The 17,976-nt window shown below is 61.5% G+C and carries 15 protein-coding genes and 2 pseudogenes; 5 read left to right on the forward strand and 12 right to left on the reverse strand.

Going from position 1 to position 17,976, the window contains the following annotated elements; all coding sequences use genetic code 11:
• Positions 1-67 precede the first annotated feature (67 nt).
• Both GWG67_RS06225 and GWG67_RS06230 read left to right on the forward strand, forming a co-directional pair.
• Positions 68-1,267, forward strand: coding sequence for an acetyl-CoA C-acyltransferase (locus GWG67_RS06225; RefSeq protein WP_275168240.1), 1,200 nt, complete (start codon positions 68-70; stop codon positions 1,265-1,267).
• Between the two features lie 185 nt (positions 1,268-1,452).
• Positions 1,453-2,570: pseudogene (locus GWG67_RS06230) on the forward strand (multidrug effflux MFS transporter).
• A 10-nt stretch (positions 2,571-2,580) separates the two neighbouring features.
• Here the strand turns inward: GWG67_RS06230 and GWG67_RS06235 are convergent.
• The 6 genes from GWG67_RS06235 to GWG67_RS06260 form a co-directional block, all read right to left on the reverse strand.
• On the reverse strand, positions 2,581-3,234 hold the full coding sequence (locus GWG67_RS06235) for a flavin reductase family protein (protein ID WP_275168241.1): 654 nt from the start codon (positions 3,232-3,234) through the stop codon (positions 2,581-2,583).
• 116 nt (positions 3,235-3,350) lie between these two features.
• The gene (locus tag GWG67_RS06240) at positions 3,351-4,364 is read right to left on the reverse strand and encodes a nitronate monooxygenase family protein (protein WP_275168242.1); all 1,014 of its coding nucleotides are present in this window, start codon (positions 4,362-4,364) and stop codon (positions 3,351-3,353) included.
• A 21-nt stretch (positions 4,365-4,385) separates the two neighbouring features.
• The gene (locus tag GWG67_RS06245; protein ID WP_275168243.1) at positions 4,386-5,573 is read right to left on the reverse strand and encodes an acetyl-CoA C-acyltransferase; all 1,188 of its coding nucleotides are present in this window, start codon (positions 5,571-5,573) and stop codon (positions 4,386-4,388) included.
• Positions 5,574-5,587: 14 nt separating this feature from the next.
• Complete coding sequence (locus tag GWG67_RS06250) at positions 5,588-6,718, reverse strand: acyl-CoA dehydrogenase family protein (RefSeq protein WP_275168244.1); 1,131 nt, start codon at positions 6,716-6,718, stop codon at positions 5,588-5,590.
• A 24-nt stretch (positions 6,719-6,742) separates the two neighbouring features.
• Positions 6,743-7,924, reverse strand: coding sequence for an acyl-CoA dehydrogenase family protein (locus tag GWG67_RS06255; RefSeq protein WP_275168245.1), 1,182 nt, complete (start codon positions 7,922-7,924; stop codon positions 6,743-6,745).
• 9 nt (positions 7,925-7,933) lie between these two features.
• Positions 7,934-8,671: an SDR family oxidoreductase gene (locus GWG67_RS06260; protein WP_275168246.1), complete on the reverse strand. Its 738-nt coding sequence runs from the start codon at positions 8,669-8,671 to the stop codon at positions 7,934-7,936.
• 501 nt (positions 8,672-9,172) lie between these two features.
• On the opposite strand from GWG67_RS06260, the gene GWG67_RS06265 reads away from it, so the two are divergent.
• Positions 9,173-9,916: an SDR family NAD(P)-dependent oxidoreductase gene (locus GWG67_RS06265; RefSeq protein WP_275168247.1), complete on the forward strand. Its 744-nt coding sequence runs from the start codon at positions 9,173-9,175 to the stop codon at positions 9,914-9,916.
• Position 9,917: 1 nt separating this feature from the next.
• Positions 9,918-10,595 (forward strand): glutathione S-transferase family protein, encoded by a 678-nt coding sequence (locus tag GWG67_RS06270; RefSeq protein WP_275168248.1) that lies wholly within the window; start codon positions 9,918-9,920, stop codon positions 10,593-10,595.
• Positions 10,596-10,628: 33 nt separating this feature from the next.
• Here the strand turns inward: GWG67_RS06270 and GWG67_RS06275 are convergent, their stop codons facing one another.
• Both GWG67_RS06275 and GWG67_RS06280 read right to left on the reverse strand, forming a co-directional pair.
• Positions 10,629-11,828, reverse strand: coding sequence for a CaiB/BaiF CoA-transferase family protein (locus GWG67_RS06275; RefSeq protein WP_275168249.1), 1,200 nt, complete (start codon positions 11,826-11,828; stop codon positions 10,629-10,631).
• 86 nt (positions 11,829-11,914) lie between these two features.
• Positions 11,915-12,547 (reverse strand): 2-hydroxychromene-2-carboxylate isomerase, encoded by a 633-nt coding sequence (locus tag GWG67_RS06280; protein WP_275168250.1) that lies wholly within the window; start codon positions 12,545-12,547, stop codon positions 11,915-11,917.
• 239 nt (positions 12,548-12,786) lie between these two features.
• Between GWG67_RS06280 and GWG67_RS06285 the strand changes: the two genes are divergently transcribed.
• Positions 12,787-13,299 (forward strand): helix-turn-helix domain-containing protein, encoded by a 513-nt coding sequence (locus tag GWG67_RS06285; protein ID WP_275168251.1) that lies wholly within the window; start codon positions 12,787-12,789, stop codon positions 13,297-13,299.
• Between the two features lie 33 nt (positions 13,300-13,332).
• On the opposite strand, the gene GWG67_RS06290 is transcribed toward GWG67_RS06285, so the two are convergent.
• The 4 genes and pseudogenes from GWG67_RS06290 to GWG67_RS06305 all read right to left on the reverse strand — a co-directional run.
• A complete protein-coding gene (locus tag GWG67_RS06290; protein WP_342761020.1) occupies positions 13,333-15,207 on the reverse strand; it encodes an AMP-binding protein in 1,875 nt (624 codons plus the stop codon).
• On the reverse strand, positions 15,191-16,390 hold the full coding sequence (locus GWG67_RS06295) for an ABC transporter substrate-binding protein (protein ID WP_275168253.1): 1,200 nt from the start codon (positions 16,388-16,390) through the stop codon (positions 15,191-15,193). The genes GWG67_RS06290 and GWG67_RS06295 overlap by 17 nt, the downstream gene beginning before the upstream one ends.
• A 653-nt stretch (positions 16,391-17,043) precedes the next feature.
• A complete protein-coding gene (locus GWG67_RS06300) occupies positions 17,044-17,499 on the reverse strand; it encodes a nuclear transport factor 2 family protein (RefSeq protein WP_275168254.1) in 456 nt (151 codons plus the stop codon).
• A 25-nt stretch (positions 17,500-17,524) separates the two neighbouring features.
• A pseudogene (locus GWG67_RS06305) lies at positions 17,525-17,695 on the reverse strand (efflux RND transporter periplasmic adaptor subunit); the annotation flags it as partial.
• Between the last annotated feature and the right edge of the window lie 281 nt (positions 17,696-17,976).

Genomic DNA, 17,976 nt, shown 5'->3' on the forward strand with positions numbered 1-17,976 from the left:
ATTGCAATGCCCACCATCTTATATGACTATCATCATATAACAACAGATATCAGCAGGAGAGTTCGCGATGGCCGCCGTTTCCGATCCCGTCGTCATTGTTTCCGCCGCTCGCACGCCACTTGGGCGGTTCATGGGCGAGTTGTCGTCCGTGAGCGCCCACAAGCTCGGCGCTCACGTGATTGGCGCGGCGCTGGAGCGGGCGAAGCTCGCGCCTGAAAGGATCGACGAAGTATTTATGGGCAATGTGCTGCCGGCCGGCCAGGGCCAGGCTCCGGCACGCCAAGCCGCCCGCGGCGCCAAGCTGCCTGACGCCACTGGCGCTACGACCGTTAACAAGGTCTGCGGTTCCGGCATGAAGGCGACTATGCTCGCGCACGATATCATCAACGCGAGATCAGCGGAGATCGTGTTGTCCGGAGGAATGGAGAGCATGAGCAATGCTCCCTATCTGCTGGCGAAAGCGAGGGGTGGGTATCGCGCTGGGCACGACCGGATCATCGATCACATGCTCATGGACGGGCTGGAGGACGCCTATGAGACCGGGCGCTCGATGGGCGATTTCGGCGAGGCGACTGCGGAGGCCTATCAATTCACCCGCAAGGACCAGGACGCCTACGCGATCGAGACGTTGACCCGCGCGCGCAAGGCGGTCGAGGGCGGCGCGTTTAAGGCCGAGATCGTGCCAATTACACTGTCCGAAAAGGCCGGGCCGCGGATCATCGCCAATGACGAGCACCCGCTAAAGGTCGATCCCGCCAAGATCCCGGGGCTGAAAGCCGCGTTCCGCGCCAACGGCACTATCACGCCGGCCGCCTCCTCCGCCAATGCCGACGGTGCCGCAGCCCTCATTCTCGCAAAGCGCTCGCTGGCGGATCGCGACGGCCTCCCTGTGCTGGCCGAGATCAAGGGCCACGCCACCCACAGTCAGGAGCCGCAATGGTTCACCACGGCGCCGATCCCGGCGATTCGCAACCTGTTGGACAAGGTCGGCTGGAGCGTCGGCGACGTCGATCTGTTCGAGATCAACGAGGCCTTTGCCGTGGTGGCGATGGCGGCGCAGAAGGATCTCGGCATCCCCAGGGAGAAGCTGAACGTCAATGGCGGCGCCTGTGCGCTCGGTCACCCCATCGGCGCCACCGGCGCTCGATTGATCGTGACGCTATTGCATGCGCTCGAAGCCCAAAACCTCAAGCGGGGGGTGGCTGCACTCTGCATCGGAGGCGGTGAGGCTACCGCCATCGCGGTTGAGCGCATTGTCCGCCGATAGGACGGACCATCTCTGTGAACGGCACGGCGAGCAGAGCGAACCGCGATGCTCGCCGCATTGTCTGCCTATTCCCTATTACCGCGAAAGATCAAATGGCTGACCAGTGCGAAGCAATCGAGTCCGCGCCGCCGAGTGTTAATATCTCCGGCGCGCTGCCGATTGCAATCCTTTCCCTCCTGGCCGCCATGGGAACGCTTGCGACCAACATTTTGCTGCCTTCGCTGCCTCAAATTGCGATCTCATTGAATGTCACGAGTGCGGCGGTCACGTCCGCCATCACCGCGTTTCTTGCAGTGTTTGGGGTAGGCCAGCTTCTGGTCGGACCGCTTTCGGATCGCTACGGAAGACGCTGGCCGGTCCTGATCGGATTTGCCGTGTTCTTTGGCGGCAGCATTTGGTGCGGTTTGGCCAACGATTTACCTAATCTCTTGGCCGGCCGCATCGTGCAGGCTGCCGGCGCTTGCGCGACATCCGTGCTGTCTCGCGCCATCGCCCGCGACATGTTCAGTGGCGCGGCGCTGGCACGCGCGATGGCGCTGATCATGATCGTGATGTCAGCAGCTCCTGGATTCTCGCCCTGCTTGGTGGCGCACTCGATCATAGTTTTGGCTGGCGCTCCGAATTCGTGCTGGTCGCGGCCTTTGCCGCTTTTAGCGCAATTGCTTACAGCATTGTCCTTGGCGAAACCCACAATTCGACCCGCACGCCGCTCAATCCCCTCGCTATCGCAAAGACCTATGCTGGCCTGATTGGCGACCGTCGTTTCGCTATCCCAGCTGCGACCTCAAGCCTAATCATGGGCGGGTTGTTCTCGATGTTTTCGGCTGCACCGCGCTTGTTCATCGAAGCGCTGCGCTTCACGCCAATCCAGCTCGGTCTCTTCTTCGCCGGAACCGTCTTTATCGTATTCGCCGCCGGTATACTCGCAACGAGATTGGCACCACGCTACGGGCTCGATGGCCCGATCCGGGCAGGCTTGTGGGCGACGGCCGCCAGCAGCCTTGCGATCCTGCTCATCTCGATGGTCGACCCGACTTTCTTGCCATTTCTAGGCGCGATGAGCGTATTTCTCCTCGGCATGGGCATTGTCAGTCCATTAGCCACCGCGCGAGCGCTGTCTCCATTCGGGGAGAAAGCCGGCGCGGCGTCGGCGCTGCTCGGCTTCTCGCAAATGATGACTGCCGCAATCGGAGTATGGCTTGCCGCCACGGTGTCGCATCAAGCGATGTTGGCGCTAGGCATCGTGTTGAGCACGTTTTCGCTGCTGGCTCTTTGCCTGTACGCGCGGCGCCGGGGGTCTTGATTGGCGTCAATCAAGTGCCGTGGAATTCCGGTTTGCTGCTGCCAGGCGGCCGCTTCATCTCAAACATGTTTTCCGTCCTGACCTCGAGGTAATCTCCACCACGGCCGGCGCGCAGAATGGGACGCGCAAGTGCAGTGTTGTAGACGCCGTCCTCGATCAAGGACTTGTCGATGTATACCGCGACGACCTCGCCGAGCACGAACCACCCTTCTACCTTCTCGCCGCGCGCATTCGCCAACTGAGAGACGTCGACGACCTTGCATTCCATTGCCGCCCTGCTCTCGCCTACCCGCGGCACAGCGACGTGTCGCCCGGGTACTGGCGTAAGCCCTGCCGCTTCGAACTCGCTCACGCCGTGATCGAGAGGCGCCGCAGTCGTGTTCATGCGCTCGCCCAGATCCATCGTAACCAGATTCCAGACAAACTCCCGGGTCTCGCTGACGTTTTTGACGGTGTCCTTCCATGAAATAGAGGAGAACCCGATTATTGGAGGGTCGTAGAGAAACGCATTAAAGAAGCTGTACGGAGCAAGATTCAGCTGCCCGGCCGCATTCCGCGATGAAATCCAGCCAATCGGACGCGGCGCGACGATCGCGTTGAACGGATTGTGCCGGAGTCCGTGACCCTTCGAAGGCTCATAGTAGTGGAAGTCGGCCGGATCCATACATTCTCCTTCAAGGCTGCCGACAGTCGAGCCTGATCGATAGTAATCAACGCACGCTCGATCATGTGTGCGCAACCTCGTCAAGACATACGGTAGCAGCACAACCGTGGAAGCCCTTATGCAATCGCCCGGGCGACAGCCGGCCTGTGCTCGGCAGCATCGAGGAACCCGATCAGACGCTCCCGGATGATCTGCTCGGCCTCCATCATGATGCGGTCGATGAGCTCCTTCACCGTCGGGATGTCGTGGATCAGTCCGACCACCATGCCGCAGCTCCAGGCGCCCGCGTCCATATCGCCGTCGACCATCACCTTGGGGTAGACGCCCGCCACCTGCTCATGGATGTCCTCGATCTTGAGGCTGGCGCCCTTCTCGCGCTCAACTTCGAGCAGCTGATCGACACCCTTGTTCTTCAGCACGCGCTCGGTGTTGCGCAGCGCACGCATCACCAGCACCGTGTCGAGCTCGGTGGCTCCGACCAGGGCCCGCTTCACGTTGGCATGGACGGGCGCTTCCTTGGTTGCGACGAAGCGGGTCCCCATGTTCATCCCGGCGGCCCCCATCGACAGCGCGGCAACAAGGCTCCGCGCATCCGCCATGCCCCCCGAGGCCACGAACGGAATTCTCAGCTCATCCGCCGCGCGCGGCAGCAGGATCATGTTCGGGATGTCGTCCTCGCCGGGATGGCCGCCGCATTCGAAACCGTCGACGCTGACGGCATCGCAACCGATCTTCTCGGCTTTCAGCGAATGCCGTACCGAGGTGCATTTGTGGATCACCTTGATGCCAGCCGCCTTCAGTGCGGGCATGTACTGCTCGGGGCTGCGGCCGGCGGTCTCCACCGCCTTGACGCCGCCTTCCTTGATGGCGGCGATGTATTCCGGATAAGGCGGCGCGGTGAAGCTCGGCAGGAAGGTCAGGTTGACGCCGAACGGCTTGTCGGTCATGTCGCGGCAGCGCGCGATTTCCTTCGCCAGCAGCTCCGGCGTCCGCTGGGTCAGGCCCGTAATGATGCCGAGTCCGCCGGCGTTCGACACCGCGGCTGCCAACTCGGCAAAGCCGACGTAATGCATGCCGCCCTGGATGATCGGATGCTTGATGCCGAACAGTTCGGTAATTGCTGTCTTCACGTGCGCTTCTCCGCTTTCCGATTAGTTGACGATTTCGAACAGGCCGGCCGCGCCCATGCCGCCGCCGATGCACATGGTCACAACGCCGTACTTCGCCCTGCGCCGCCGCCCCTCGATCAGGATGTGGCCAGCGAGCCGGCTGCCGGTCATGCCGTAGGGATGACCGATCGCGATCGAGCCGCCATTCACATTGAGCTTGTCCGGATCGATGCCGAGCTTGTCGCGGCAGTAGATCACCTGGACGGCATAGGCCTCATTGAGCTCCCAGAGATCGATGTCATCGATCTTCAGGCCGTGGCGCTTGAGAAGGCGCGGGATCGCCGCTACCGGGCCGATGCCCATTTCGTCCGGCTCGACACCGGCGGCGACGAAGCCGCGGAAGATGCCGAGCGGATTCAGGCCCTTCTTGGCGGCGATCTTGTCGCTCATGATCACGCAGGCCGATGCGCCGTCGGAGAGCTGGCTGGCGTTGCCCGCCGTGATGGTCTTGCCCTCGAACACCGGCTTGATCTTCGCAAGGCCTTCCGCCGTGGTCTCGGGGCGCGGGCCTTCATCCTTCGAGAGCGTCACCTGCTGATAGGTGACCTCCTTGGTGTCCTTGTTGACGACGGCCATCCTGGTCGTGATCGGGACGATCTCATCATTGAAGCGGCCGGCCTGCACCGCGGCACCGATACGGCGCTGACATTCGAGACTGTATTCGTCCTGCCGGTCGCGGCCGATCTTGTAACGCTCGGCGACGACTTCCGCAGTGTCGAGCATCGACATGTACATGTCCGGCTTCATTGCCATCAGCTCGTCGTCGACCGCGTGGAACCTGTTCATGTGCTCGTTCTGCACCAGGCTGATCGATTCGATGCCGCCTCCGATTGCGATCTCGACGCCGTCCAGCATGATCGAGCGTGCCGCGACCGCTATGGCCTGCAGGCCGGAGGCGCACTGCCGATCGATCGTGGTGCCGGCGACGGTAACCGGCAGGCCGGCACGAATCGCCCCCTTGCGTGCGACGTTCATCACCATGGTGCCCTGTTGCATCGCGCAGCCCATCACCACGTCCTCGACCTCGCCGGGTTCGATCCCTGCGCGCCTGACCGCTTCAGCCATGACATGACCGGCCATGCTCGGTCCCTCGGTGTTGTTCAATGCACCCCGATAGGCCTTGCTGACACCGGTGCGGGCGGTGGAAACGATAACTGCCTCTGTCGTCATGCTTGCCTCTTTTGTTACGCAGCCGCGTCGAGCTGCACATAACGCAGCAAGTGGTGAGCGGGATCGCCAAACTGGATGTTGATGGAGGAGATTCGTTTGAAGTAATGGCCGACATTCAATTCGTCGGTCATGCCCATGCCGCCATGGAGCTGCACCGCCTGGTCGGCGATGAACCTGCCGGCATAGCCGATCTTCGACTTGACGCCGGACGCTAGGCGGGAGACGCCGCTCTCGCCGGCGCCCAGGCTGAGACTGAGATGCTGCATCAGGGAGAGCGCCTCCTGATGAGCGATGAACATGTCGACCATCCGGTGTTGCAGCACCTGGAAGCTGCCGATGGTGACGCCGAATTGCTTTCGGGTCTTGGAATATTCCAGAGTTGCGGAGTTCAGTTCGGCCATGGCGCCGACCGCCTCGGCACAGAGCGCGCCAATGGCCCTGTCACGGCAGGCTTCCAACAAGGCGACGCCCTCGCCCTCGCTGCCGAGCAACTCGCCGCGCACATCGCGGAAGGCGATCTCCGCGGCACGGCGGCCATCGATGGTCTTGAAGCTGCGCAGATCGAGATTGGCCGCCCGGGCGTCGACGACGAACAGGCTGACGCCGGCGCGATCGTCGCGCTTGCCAGCAGTCCGGGCGGAGACGATGAGATAATCGGCCCAGGGCGCGGCGATGACAGCGGTCTTCTCACCACTGAGGATGTAATCCTTGCCGTCGCGCCGCGCCGCAGTCGCGACATTGGCAAGATCGAAACGCGCGCCCTTTTCCGTCCAGGCCAGCGCCCAGATCTTCTGTCCGGCGATGATATCGGAAATCAACGCCTGCTTCTGCTCATCTGTCCCTGCATGCTCGATCAAGCCCCCGGCCAGAACGACCGTTTCGACGTACGGCTCCACGACGAGGTGGCGTCCGAACTCCTGGGCAACGATCATGGTGGAGAGCGGGCCGCCGCCGAGCCCGCCGCTCTCCTCCGAGAACGGCGCGGCAAGCAGGCCGAGCTCGGCAAAGCCGTTCCACTGCTTCCGACTCCATCCCTCTTCGCCGGTGACGATCTTGCGGCGCGCCTCGAAGCTGTATTGGTCGCGCAGCATGCGCTGTACGCTGGAGCGCAACAGTTCCTGCTCTTCCGTGAACTGGATATCCATCCGATCCTCTTGTCGCGCCTGTTGCTAGAGACCGAGCACTGCTTTGGCGATGATGTTGCGCTGGATCTCGTTCGATCCGCCGTAGATGCTGAGCTTGCGCGCGTTCAGGTACTTCTCCGTCGCGGTATGACCGTAATCGGGACCCGGCATGAACTGGTTTGCGCTCAGCGGCTGCTCGCGAAGCGCCAGCCCGTAATTTCCGATGGCACGGTGCGTCAGCTCGGTGATCCCCTGAAAGATCTCGGTGCCGCGGATCTTGAACAGCGAGGCCGCAGGACCCGGATCAATGCCGCGCGCCATCTGGGCAACAACGCGCAACTCGGTCGCCTCAAGCGCAAGCACGTCGAGCTCGATCCGACCGATCTCCTTGCGGAATTCGAGATGGGCCGGGTCGTCCGCTGTGATCTCCGCGTTCACGATCTTCTTCAGCCGGTCGAGATAGCGCGTCGACCGCCCGATACCGGCCATGCTGGTGCGCTCATTGCCCAGCAGGAATTTTGCATAGGTCCAGCCCTTGTTCTCCTCGCCGATCAAATTCTCGACGGGGACGCGGACGTCCTCGAGGAAGACGTCGTTGACCTCATGCGATCCGTCGATCGTGATAATCGGACGCACCGTGACGCCGGGCGATTTCATGTCGATCAGGAGGAACGAGATGCTCGCCTGAGGCTTTGCGCTCGCATCTGTGCGCACCAGGCAGAAGATCCAGTCGGCGTGCTGCGCCAACGTCGTCCAGGTCTTGTGGCCGTTGACGATGTAGTGGTCGCCGTCGCGAACGGCCTTGGTGCGGACGGTAGCGAGGTCCGAACCCGAGCCCGGCTCGGAATAGCCCTGGCACCACCAATCCTCACCCGACAGGATCCGCGGCAAGAACTTCTGCTTTTGCGCGTCGTTGCCGAAAGTGTAGATGACCGGCCCCACCATGGTGACGCTGAATGCCAACGGCGGCAGCGTGCCGGCCCGGCTCGTCTCCTGCTCGAAGATGAAACGTCGGGTAATCGACCAGCCGGGGCCGCCATATTCCCTGGGCCAGAGCGGCGCGATCCAGCCCTTTTTGTAGAGAATGCGATGCCAGAGCAACGATTGCTCTTTGGTGAGGTCGGTCTCCGGATTGGGGACCCGCATTTCCTTCGGATAGTTCTCGGCGATGAAAGCGCGCACCTCATCGCGGAAGGCGGCGTCTTCAGGAGACAGTGCGAGTTCCATCGAGGCGTCCTACCACTTCTCACCGAAGGGCCGGATTTCCAGCTCGAAGGTCCATGCGCTCTTCGGCTGCTGATAGAGCTGCCAATAGGACGTCGCGACCGAGGCCGGCGGCATCAGTGCATCGGGATCGTCAAGCGCATTGGGCCCGAGTGCTTCCAGGCGACGCTGCCGAACCCACTCGGTATCCACGCCGGAATCGATGATCAAGTGGGCGACATGGATATTCTTCGGGCCGAGTTCGCGCGCCATCGCCTGCGCCACAGCGCGCAGCCCGAATTTGGCGCTGGCAAAGGCGGCATAGCCGCTGCCACCGCGTAAGGAAGCAGTCGCGCCGGTGAAGAAAATGTTGCCCTGGCCGCGCGGCAGCATCAGCCGGGCCGCTTCGCGCCCGGCGAGAAAGCCCGAGTAGCAGGCCATCTCCCAGACCTTGCGGAACACGCGCTCGGTCGTGTCGAGAATTGGGAAGTTGACGTTGGCGCCGATGTTGAAGATGCAGACATCCAGAGGCGCGTGCTTGTCAGCGTCATTCAGGAAGGAGATGATCTCCTCCTCCTTGCGCGCGTCGAGTGAATGTGCGTGCACCTCGCCGCCGGCGGCCTCGATCTCCTTGACCAGCGGCGCCAGCTTGTCGCCGTTGCGGCGGCCCGCGAAGACGGTAAAGCCCTCGGAGGCAAATTTCTTGGCGATCTCGCCGCCGATGAAATCGCCCGCGCCGATCACGGCGACGGTTGCATTTCTCTTTTTCAAGGAACTTCTCCCGGTTAGGTTAGGCGCGCTGTGCGCAAAGCTGTTCTAGTGGCCCTGGAACGAGGAGCGCAATTTTGCGGCCGATGACGAGGCGCTCGTCCCCTCCCGTCTCGCTAGTACGCTGGTGAGGTTACCATGGGCAAAGGCGCAGTCATCAAGCGGCGTGGTTCGCTCCAAGCGTTTGGAAGCCTGGCGGCCGGCCGATCGATGGATGCGGCTCGCAACCCGACAGCAGTCTCGTCGAGGCCAAGCGCTTGCGACAGTTTCGCCACGACCAACCACCTCCCGCCTGAAGAACATCGACGCTTCCTCATCAATGCGCCTCGCGTCGAAACATGCGTTCTTTTTTAGAACTCGTCAATTGCTATTTTGCTCTCACAACCGGATCAGGAAATGGCAAGTTCACTGCCATAATCGCCAACCTGCGAGATCGCCGTTTACAACGCAGCTTCCTGCCATTACGCATAACGTATCAAATAAGAACTTATGGGAGGGGCGAGCATGGGAGAAAGTCGCGGGGTCGCGATGCTGGTCGGCGCGGGTGATGCCATCGGCGCTGCCGTTGCGCGGCGGTTTGCTAACGGCGGCTACACTGTCTGCATCTGCAGGCGCGATGCAGCCAAGTCCCAGGCGCTGGTGGATGAGCTCAGGGCGAAAGGCTGCGACATCCACGCATTCAGCGTCGATGCCCGCCAGGAAGCGGAGGTGCAGAAGCTGTTCGCGGACGTCGAACGCGACATCGGGCCGATCGAGATCTGTCTGTTCAATGCCGGATCGAACGTCAACAAGCCCCTGCTGGAGACCACCGAGAAGCTCTTCTTCAAAGCCTGGGAGCTGGCGTGCTACGCGGGCTTCCTGGTCGGACGTGAGGCCGCACGCGTCATGCTTCAGCGCGGACGCGGCACCATCTTTTTCACCGGCGCGACCGCAAGCATCCGCGGCAGCAAGGGGTTTGCCGCGTTCGCATCGGCAAAATTCGGTCTTCGCGCGCTGGCCCAAGCCATGGCGCGCGAGCTCGGGCCCAAGAACATTCACGTCGTCCATCTCATCATCGACGCCGGCGTCGATAGCGAAGCCATTCATCAGCGCATGAAGGCAGCCAAGGGGATCGAGGCCAGTGAAATCCCTCCCGACAGCCTGACCAAGACCTCCTCGATTGCGGAAGCGTATTGGTTTGCCCATCAGCAAAGCCGCGACGGCTGGACCCATGAACTCGATCTTCGCCCCTCTGTGGAGAAATGGTGACATGGGCGACAGTCCAGACCTCACTTTGTGGGGCGTCGGGACAAGCCGCACCGTTCGGCCGCACTGGGCGATGCACGAACTGGGCCTGCCCTACGAGATCAAGCCGATCGGCCCACGGACCGGCGAGACCAAGACCGCCGAATACACCAAGCTCAATCCGCGCCAGAAGATTCCGCTGCTGCAGGACGGTGACTTCCGCATCGGCGAGAGCGCCGCGATCGTCGCTTATCTGTCGCGCATGTACTCTACGCCGGAGCGCGCATTGATCCCTGAATCCACCCGCGACTATGCAGCGTGGCTGGAATGGTGCTTCTTCATCGTCACCGAGCTCGACTCGACCAGCCTGTATGTGATGCGCCGTCACAGCGCCGATGCGCTCGGCCCGATCTACGGCGTCGCACCGGAGGTCGTAGCTCAAGCCGCCGAATATTTTCGGGCGCAGCTTCGCCATGTCGAGGTCGCGCTGGCCGACGGCCGACATTTTATCATGGGCGAGCGATTCAGCAGCGCCGATATCCTGCTGACGACGTGCCTGGACTGGGCGGTCGCCTACGGTGTCGGCATCTGCGACAATGCGCTGCCTTATCTCGAGCGTATGCGAAGCCGGGAGGCTTACCAGCACGCGGCTGCGGCGAATGTTCCGGCAGCACCGATTACACCGGTGCCTGCCAAGGCTTGATCGCCGATCGCCGGACGAGGAAAGGGCGTCGGCCTAAACGGCCACGCGCAACGTGCGAGCAGCGACCATATCGTCGATCGCGCCATCATCGTAGCCAAGTTCGCGCAGTACCTCGCGCGAGTGCTCGCCCACGCGCGGGGCTGGGCCGCCGATCGCGGCCTGGTTGACCTCGAAGCGGGCCGCGGGCTTGGGCTGGCGCACACGGCCGACCTTCGGCTGATCGAACTCCGCGATGATCCCGCGCGCCACGACCTGCTCATTGTGGATGATCTCGCCGCGCCGCAGGATCGGCGCGCAAGGCACATCCGCGACGTCCAGACGCTCCAGCCATTCGGCGGTCGTGTGCTGGCCGATATACTCCGCCATCTTGTTGATGCGCGCCGTCGCATTGACCGAACGTGCCGAGGGGGTCGCGAACCGCGGATCTTTGGCAAGCTCGGCATCGCCGGACGCCCGGCAGAAGCCCTGCCATTCGGAATCGGAGATGGTGCCGGCCGTGATGTAGCCGTCGCTGGTCTTGAACACGAGATCCGGCCGGTCGTTGGGATCGGCGGCGGCGGCCTCGGCTCCGACCACGGTGTACTGCATCATGCCTTCCGGCCAGAGATAGGAAATCATCGCGTCCAGCATCGCGACCTGGATATGATCCCCCTGCCCCGTCTTCTCACGCGCGTAAAGCGCGGCCGCCACGGCCTGCGCGGTGAACACGGCGGTGGTCTTGTCGCAAACGATGGTGCGGATCATCTGCGGGCGGTTTGTGACCGGCTGCGACTGGATATCGGCAAAGCCCGACAGGCCCTGAATAATTGGATCGTAGACGCGCTTCTTCACATACGGTCCGGTCTCGCCGACGCCGCTGATCGACACGTAGATCAGGCGCGGATGGCGCCGACGCAACTCTTCGACGCCGAGACCGAGGCGCTCCATGGTGCCGGGGCGGAAGTTCTGCACCAGGACATCGGCCTGCGCGACCAGCTTGGCCAGCACCTCGCGCCCGGCCGTGCTCTTGACATCGATCGAGAGCGAGCGCTTGCCACGGTTCGACGAGATAAACAGCGCCGAGAATTCGCCATCCTTGTCGATAGTGGCACGGCTGCGACGGGTGATATCGCCGCCGATCGGCTCGATCTTGAGCACGTCGGCGCCCTGATCTGCCAGAAACATCGTCGCAAACGGGCCCGACACCACGCCGGTCAGATCGAGGACACGAACGCCGCCAAGCGGACCAGCCATTGCACTCTCCCTGGATTTTTTTATGCCAACGGGCTGAGGTTAACTCTTCCCGCTGCCCCCCTCACCACGATCGCCCGGACAGGCAACTAGCCGGTCTTGGAAACGGGCTGCCGGGTCTGTTTGACGATCGATTCCTCGACGTCCCGGAGTTGGTCCTTGCCGAAAAACATCTCCTTGCCGACGAAGAATGTCGGCGAGCCGAAGACGCCGCGGCTGACGGCGTCATTGGTGAGCTCGATCAGTTTCTTCTTGACGTCATCCTGCTGCGCGCGCGCGACCAGCCTGTCGATGTCGATCCCCGAGGAAGCAAATGCACTCCGGAACACTTCGGGATCGTCCATCTTCTTGGGCTCCTCCCACATGTGATGATAGGCGGCACGGAAATAGGGCTCGAACACGCCTTCGAACTGGGCCGCGACGGCCCCGCGCATCAGCATCAATGTATTGACCGGAAAGAAGGAGTTTTGGCGAAATTTCGTGATGTTGTGGCGCCGGATGAACCGCTGGGTTTCGAGCGCCTGGTATTCCGGCTTGTTCTTGATCCCGCGAAGCGAATCGAACGGCGACATGTTTCCGGTCGCCTTGTAGATCCCGCCGAGCAGGACCGGGACGTACTCGAATTTTACGCCCGTCCGCCGCTCGATCCCTGGGATGGCGACCTCCGCCAGATAGGCATTCGGGCTGCCGAAATCGAACTGGAATTCAACCTTGAGGGTCATGACCGCTTTCTCCCGCAGAGCGTATTGGATGGTCAGGGACCGGCGATCCAATCGCATGGCTTGCCTGTTCTCACTTCTATAGTTCTAAAATCGAACTGTCAAATTTGACGGTATTTGTGCTGGTTTGACCAGTTCATCGGGTATTGTTTGGAATTCAGTACCTATCTAGAATGTTAGGGAAATGCAGCGACCTCGGCGGCGATTCGAGCGGGCCTTGCCGGGATGATTGGAGAGTACGGATGAAGTGGAAAGAACTGGAGGAAGAGCCGTGTTCGATGGCCCGAACCATCGGCGTGATCGGCGACCGCTGGACCCTTCTGATCCTGCGCGAATGCTTTCTGCGCACGCGGCGCTTCGAAGGATTCCAGTCGGCGCTCGGAATTACCCGTCATCTCCTCGCCGAACGGCTGAAGAAGCTGGTTCGGCAGGGCATCCTGCGCCGCATTCCCTACCAGGAGGCGCCCAAGCGTCACGAATATATCCTGACCCAGAAGGGCCTCGATCTTTATCCGATCATGATGGCACTCGTGCATTGGGGCGACACTCACATGGTCGACGAGCGCGGCCGGCCGTTGCTGCACCAGCATCGCAAGTGCGGAAAGGACTTCGATCCGGTCATCGTGTGCTCTGAATGCGGCGAGCCGCTCCTGGCCAAGGAGGTTCATACCCATCCAGGCCCAGGCGCCCAAAGCCTGCGGACGATCGCGGCACCTGACAAGCCGAAGGCAAAGCCGCGCCGCAGCGCCGCTTGAGCCAGCCACTGGCATCACGAACCGAGCGCATCCTCAGACTCGAATCACGGCTGCGTCGGGTTCGTTGCAGTGGAGACGGTCCGCTTGATCAGCCCGGTGTTTGAGCACAGCACGTTGATTGACATAGGCCTTGTCGGTGATTTCTCCCGCGGCCAACGAGGGCGGATCCTTCAGCAGGGTGAATGAGCAGATTTTTTCGCTGCTTCCAACCGCCTCATTGTATTCCCGCAAGCGCTGCCTCAGGAATTCGATCACTCGGGGGTCGCAGGTCAAATCAGCAGCTGGCGCGTTCGAAATCCGCGCCGCCTCGGTCGGGTTCAGCCAGCATAGCAGCGCGCAGGCTTCACGGTTTTCTCCCGCAACGACAATGTCCAGCAGGACGCCGCACGTTGCGGCCAGGATGGCGGCACGCATCGCTCCGATCGCAACCCAGGTGCCGTTCGCGAGCTTGAAGTTCTCGGAAATTCTGCCCGTGAAACGCAGACCAAGCTCCGGCATCTCGGGATCGATAAACGACACGGTGTCGCCGATGCGATAGAACCCCTCCTCGTCGAAGGCCTTCTCGGTGAGATCGTCCCTGCCGAGGTAACCGGGGGTGACGTTGGGCCCCTTCACCCTGGCCTCGAAGGTGTCGGAAACAGGGATCAGTTTCAGCTGCACGCCCGGCGCGGGAAGGCCAATCTCGCCCGGCCGATCCGTTGCCCAATGGGTCGTGCTGATTGTCGGCGCCGTTTCGGTCGTCCCGTAGCCCGACATCACCGGAATCCGCCGGCCCGTGATCGACGAGGTCAACCGATAGAGTTTTTCGAGTGTGCCTTGTGAAATGGCAGCCCCAGCGTAGCTCAGTCGATCCAGCCGCTTGAAGATGCTCGCGCCGAGGCCGACGTCGTTCTCGATGGCATCGCACAACAGATTATAGCCGGCGGGAACGTTGAACATCGCCGTCGGCGAGATCTCCTTGAGGTTCGCCACCGACTTGTGAAAGAGCTGAGGCAGCGGCCGGCCGTCATCGATGTAGAGCGTGCCACCGTTCTTGAGAATGCCGTGAAGAATGACGTTGCTGCCCATCGTATGGTGCCACGGCAGCCATTCGACCTGAACCGGCGCCTCCGGAGGCGACACGAGCAGGCTCCCCATTTGCAGGGAGCTCGCCATCATGCGGTGCGTGTTCAGCACGCCCTTTGGCAGGCCGGTCGAACCGGAGGTGAAGAGAACTTTCGCAACGGCGTCGCTGGAGATTGCACCCGACGCACGCGTGAATCCGTCACGGTCCGTTCGATCCATCAGGACACGGAAGGGCGTCGTCTGCGGCGTGCCATCGACGCTGATCCAGGCCGAGTCTGCCAATTCGGGAATGGAACGGGCTGCAGAAAAATCGCGTCCACTCTGAACGAAAACGAAGTTTGGCCGCAGCACCTGCGCGATGTCCTTGAGGCGCGCAAGGCCGCCGGGCATCAGCGTGTAGTTCGGCGATATTGGCGCCAGAATGACGCCTATCGACATTGCCGCAAAGGAGATCACCGCATTCTCGATGGAGTTGCCCGAAAGCACGGCCAGCCTGTCAGTCGGCTTTGCGCCCATATCAATCAGGCTCTGGCCGACCGCCTGGACCTGCGCCCATGCCTCGCCATAGGTGATCTCGTCCCATCCCCCTTTGGCATTGCGTTGCGCGAGGAATATTCTGTCCGGAACCGCGCTTGCCCAGCGCGGCAGAAAATCGGTGACGCGCCAGTCGCATGGCCCCAATTCGAGCGGCGACCTCAATATGAGCGTGCCGTCGATCCGACGCTCGACAGAGAGCTCCCTTGGCGCAAACGTCAATGGCCTCGTCGACATCGAAAACGATCTCCTGAATTTCCGCGGACGGATAGAACGGCGGGCGGCGCCAGATTCACTCGGATCTGGCATCCAGGACTTCTCCGAAGGCTTGCCACGTCGTGCCGGTCCAGCGCTGCAGCCGCATCTGCGTCCAGATCATGTTCTCCGTCTCGCTGGTGTTGACCTTGATCCCGGGCAGCGCAGTGGGAACGACGACATCTTTAAGGTTCTTCGCCTGTGCCAGAATATTCTTCCGCGACAGATCATCTCCGCATTGCCTCAGAATCTGCTCGAGCAGGACGCCTTGCTGATAGCCCGTCAGATAACTGCCGTTGGTGACATCGACGCCCGGGAGATATTTGTCGAGAAATGCCCGGTAGGCCTGCATGCCCGGGTCATCCTTCCATGTCTCGTCCAGGATATCCTTGTTGATCGTCCCGACCATCACGCCAACCGATTTGTCCAGGCCGGCCGGTGCAAGCGTGCCTCCGACCGATCCGGACGGAAAATTGATGATCACGGTCGCCTTCCAGCCGATCACGGAAGCTTGGCGGATGGCCTGTGCCGCGAACTTGGGTGTCCCGGCAATCACCAGCGCCTCGGCACCCGAGCTCTTCAGATTGGTAATCTGCGAGTCAATCGTCGGTTCGGTGACCTCATAGGAAGCGCTGACGACCTTGCGATCGAAATCCTTTCCGAGGAACGCCTTGAAGGCGCCGAGGTAATCTTTGCCGAGATCGTCGTTCTGATACAGGATGGCATATTTGGCGTTCGGCAACGTCCTCGTCAGGTATTTGGCGTAGATTTTTCCTTCGTTGTCGTAGCTGACGAGACCCGTGGTGATCAGCGGGAAATTGGCGACATCCGTGAATTTGGACGAGCCGCTGACGATGGCGACACTCGGTACCCCCTTGGCCTTCAGGTATTTTGCAGTGGCCGAGATGCCGGGCGTGCCGAGCTGGCCGAACATGAACGATACTTCGTCGCTTTCGACGAGCTTGCGGACGTGCTCCACCGCCTTGGGAGGACTGTATCCGTCGTCATAGGCGATGTAGTTGATCTTGCGTCCGTTGACGCCGCCGCGGTCATTCAGGGCCTGAATGTAGGCCATAAGGCCCTTGCCCACCAAACCGATCGATGATGCCGGTCCGCTGAAGGGAAAAACCCCGCCGATCTTGATCTCGGTAGCAGAGATTCCCGGCTCGGAAGCGGCGAATGCGGGACCACTCAAGAACAGAGCCAGAGCCGCGACGATCTTCCATCTCACCAACATTGCTCGTCCTCCCAAACGTGCACCCTTTTCGGGTGTGCGGCTTTTGTTTTGTTGCGCCGGCGGCGGCTCGTCGCGCGTCCTTGCGAAGAGGCACGCGCTGAACGGGTCGAGCTGTAATCCGGCGCTTCGCGGCCGTTGCGCTCGGCCACCTTCGCGCAGACTACAGTTCTTTTTTTGAACTCGTCAAGCGATTAGATGCTCACGTGCCGGGACTCGGACAAAGGGCCGCTCTCGCACTGGAAAGCTTTTGATCTATAATCGAGCCTGAAATGCCGCGTATTCGGCTATTCTGGGAGAGGATCGCTGGCGTATTTCCACGCTCCTGAAGATCCTTTTACATTCTGTTTTTGAACTGTGAGGCCGGTGCGAGGGCACGCAGTGCCTGGCTTATCTAAGCAGACACCCACCGCTGCACTGAGAGATTTGGCCGAGCCCTACTCGGCGGCCATTGCTGTTCGCAATTCTAAATTCTTGGCCGAACTCTCATAGAGTTCGTCCGGGGCTTGATCCGAAACCACGCGACGTAGAGCGCAGGAAGAAACAGCAGGTTCAGCACCGTTCCGACCGCCGTGCCGCCGATCAGCGTATAGGCCATCGGACAGGGTGACGGCCCGTTCGCGAACGGCCTTCGCGGAAAGATTGAGGTTCATTTACTAACTTACAATTGGTTCGGCGGCAGCTTCCTTGAGGCCAGCTGCCGCTTGGGCTGCAAGCCCGCGCGCGGCTTCCTGTGAATCCAGAAATTCATCGATTGCATGGACTCTGCCCCACCGCAGGGTGAACACGTGGAGACCGCGGTTGACGTACAAGCCGTCGCCATCGAGCAGCGTTGCGGTGCCGTCCCACTCGACAAACACGGTGGTGTTCCAGGGCCAGCCCTTCACCCACACGTTGTTGATCTTAATCTGGAGAGTTGGCAGGACGCGTCCGAGCCGCTCGAACCAGCGGCGCAGGGCGGCTTTGTCGTGGCGCTCCCCACCCAGCGCGTGATTGCCGGAAACACGGTGATGGACGTGCGGCACGGCCCCGTTCACCACTTCATCCCAGCGATGGTTGTTGACATGGTCGAAGCTCTTTCGGATTTCTTGCTCGACAATGTAGCTGTACATATAGCTTCTCCAACGGTTAGCGCGGTTAGATTGAGACCAGGCAGTTGCTCCGGCTTCCAGCGGTGGTCCTGACGCGGGCGCCCTCCTGCGGGAGGTGAGCGCCGAGCGAAACGATCGCATCACCAGAGGTCAACCCGGAGATCACGGCCGTTTCGTCTGTCACCCGAACAAGTTTGATCGGCCGAAAGCTTACGGTAAGGTATCCGCGCCCCGATGGATGCCGGTGAAGCCACGCTACGATCCGGTAATCCGCGCCGCGGCCGCGATCCTGACGACCGGTGCTTCCTGTCTCGGGTCGCCCACGGCGGAGGCTGCCGGCGCGCGAAGCGCAACGAATGCGGCCACCGCGCATCAGGACGCTCCCAAGCTCGATCACGGGTCGCGCTCTCATACGATCGCCTCATACCAGATAGATTGCGCTCGAGCTCTATATCGAATAATAGATGTTGAACGCAATCCAAATTTGGAGACCCAGTG

The sequence above is a fragment of the Bradyrhizobium sp. CSS354 genome, from assembly GCF_029051725.1.
Taxonomy (GTDB): Bacteria; Pseudomonadota; Alphaproteobacteria; order Rhizobiales; family Xanthobacteraceae; genus Bradyrhizobium.

Coding starts and splice junctions, on each gene's coding strand:
- GWG67_RS06225 (WP_275168240.1), top strand. CDS start 68: ATGGCCGCCGTTTCCGATCCCGTCGTCATTGTTTCCGCCGCTCGCACG.
- GWG67_RS06235 (WP_275168241.1), bottom strand. CDS start 3,234: ATGGATCCGGCCGACTTCCACTACTATGAGCCTTCGAAGGGTCACGGA.
- GWG67_RS06245 (WP_275168243.1), bottom strand. CDS start 5,573: ATGACGACAGAGGCAGTTATCGTTTCCACCGCCCGCACCGGTGTCAGC.
- GWG67_RS06250 (WP_275168244.1), bottom strand. CDS start 6,718: ATGGATATCCAGTTCACGGAAGAGCAGGAACTGTTGCGCTCCAGCGTA.
- GWG67_RS06255 (WP_275168245.1), bottom strand. CDS start 7,924: ATGGAACTCGCACTGTCTCCTGAAGACGCCGCCTTCCGCGATGAGGTG.
- GWG67_RS06265 (WP_275168247.1), top strand. CDS start 9,173: ATGGGAGAAAGTCGCGGGGTCGCGATGCTGGTCGGCGCGGGTGATGCC.
- GWG67_RS06270 (WP_275168248.1), top strand. CDS start 9,918: ATGGGCGACAGTCCAGACCTCACTTTGTGGGGCGTCGGGACAAGCCGC.
- GWG67_RS06275 (WP_275168249.1), bottom strand. CDS start 11,828: ATGGCTGGTCCGCTTGGCGGCGTTCGTGTCCTCGATCTGACCGGCGTG.
- GWG67_RS06280 (WP_275168250.1), bottom strand. CDS start 12,547: ATGACCCTCAAGGTTGAATTCCAGTTCGATTTCGGCAGCCCGAATGCC.
- GWG67_RS06285 (WP_275168251.1), top strand. CDS start 12,787: ATGAAGTGGAAAGAACTGGAGGAAGAGCCGTGTTCGATGGCCCGAACC.
- GWG67_RS06290 (WP_342761020.1), bottom strand. CDS start 15,207: ATGCCAGATCCGAGTGAATCTGGCGCCGCCCGCCGTTCTATCCGTCCG.
- GWG67_RS06295 (WP_275168253.1), bottom strand. CDS start 16,390: ATGTTGGTGAGATGGAAGATCGTCGCGGCTCTGGCTCTGTTCTTGAGT.
- GWG67_RS06300 (WP_275168254.1), bottom strand. CDS start 17,499: ATGTACAGCTACATTGTCGAGCAAGAAATCCGAAAGAGCTTCGACCAT.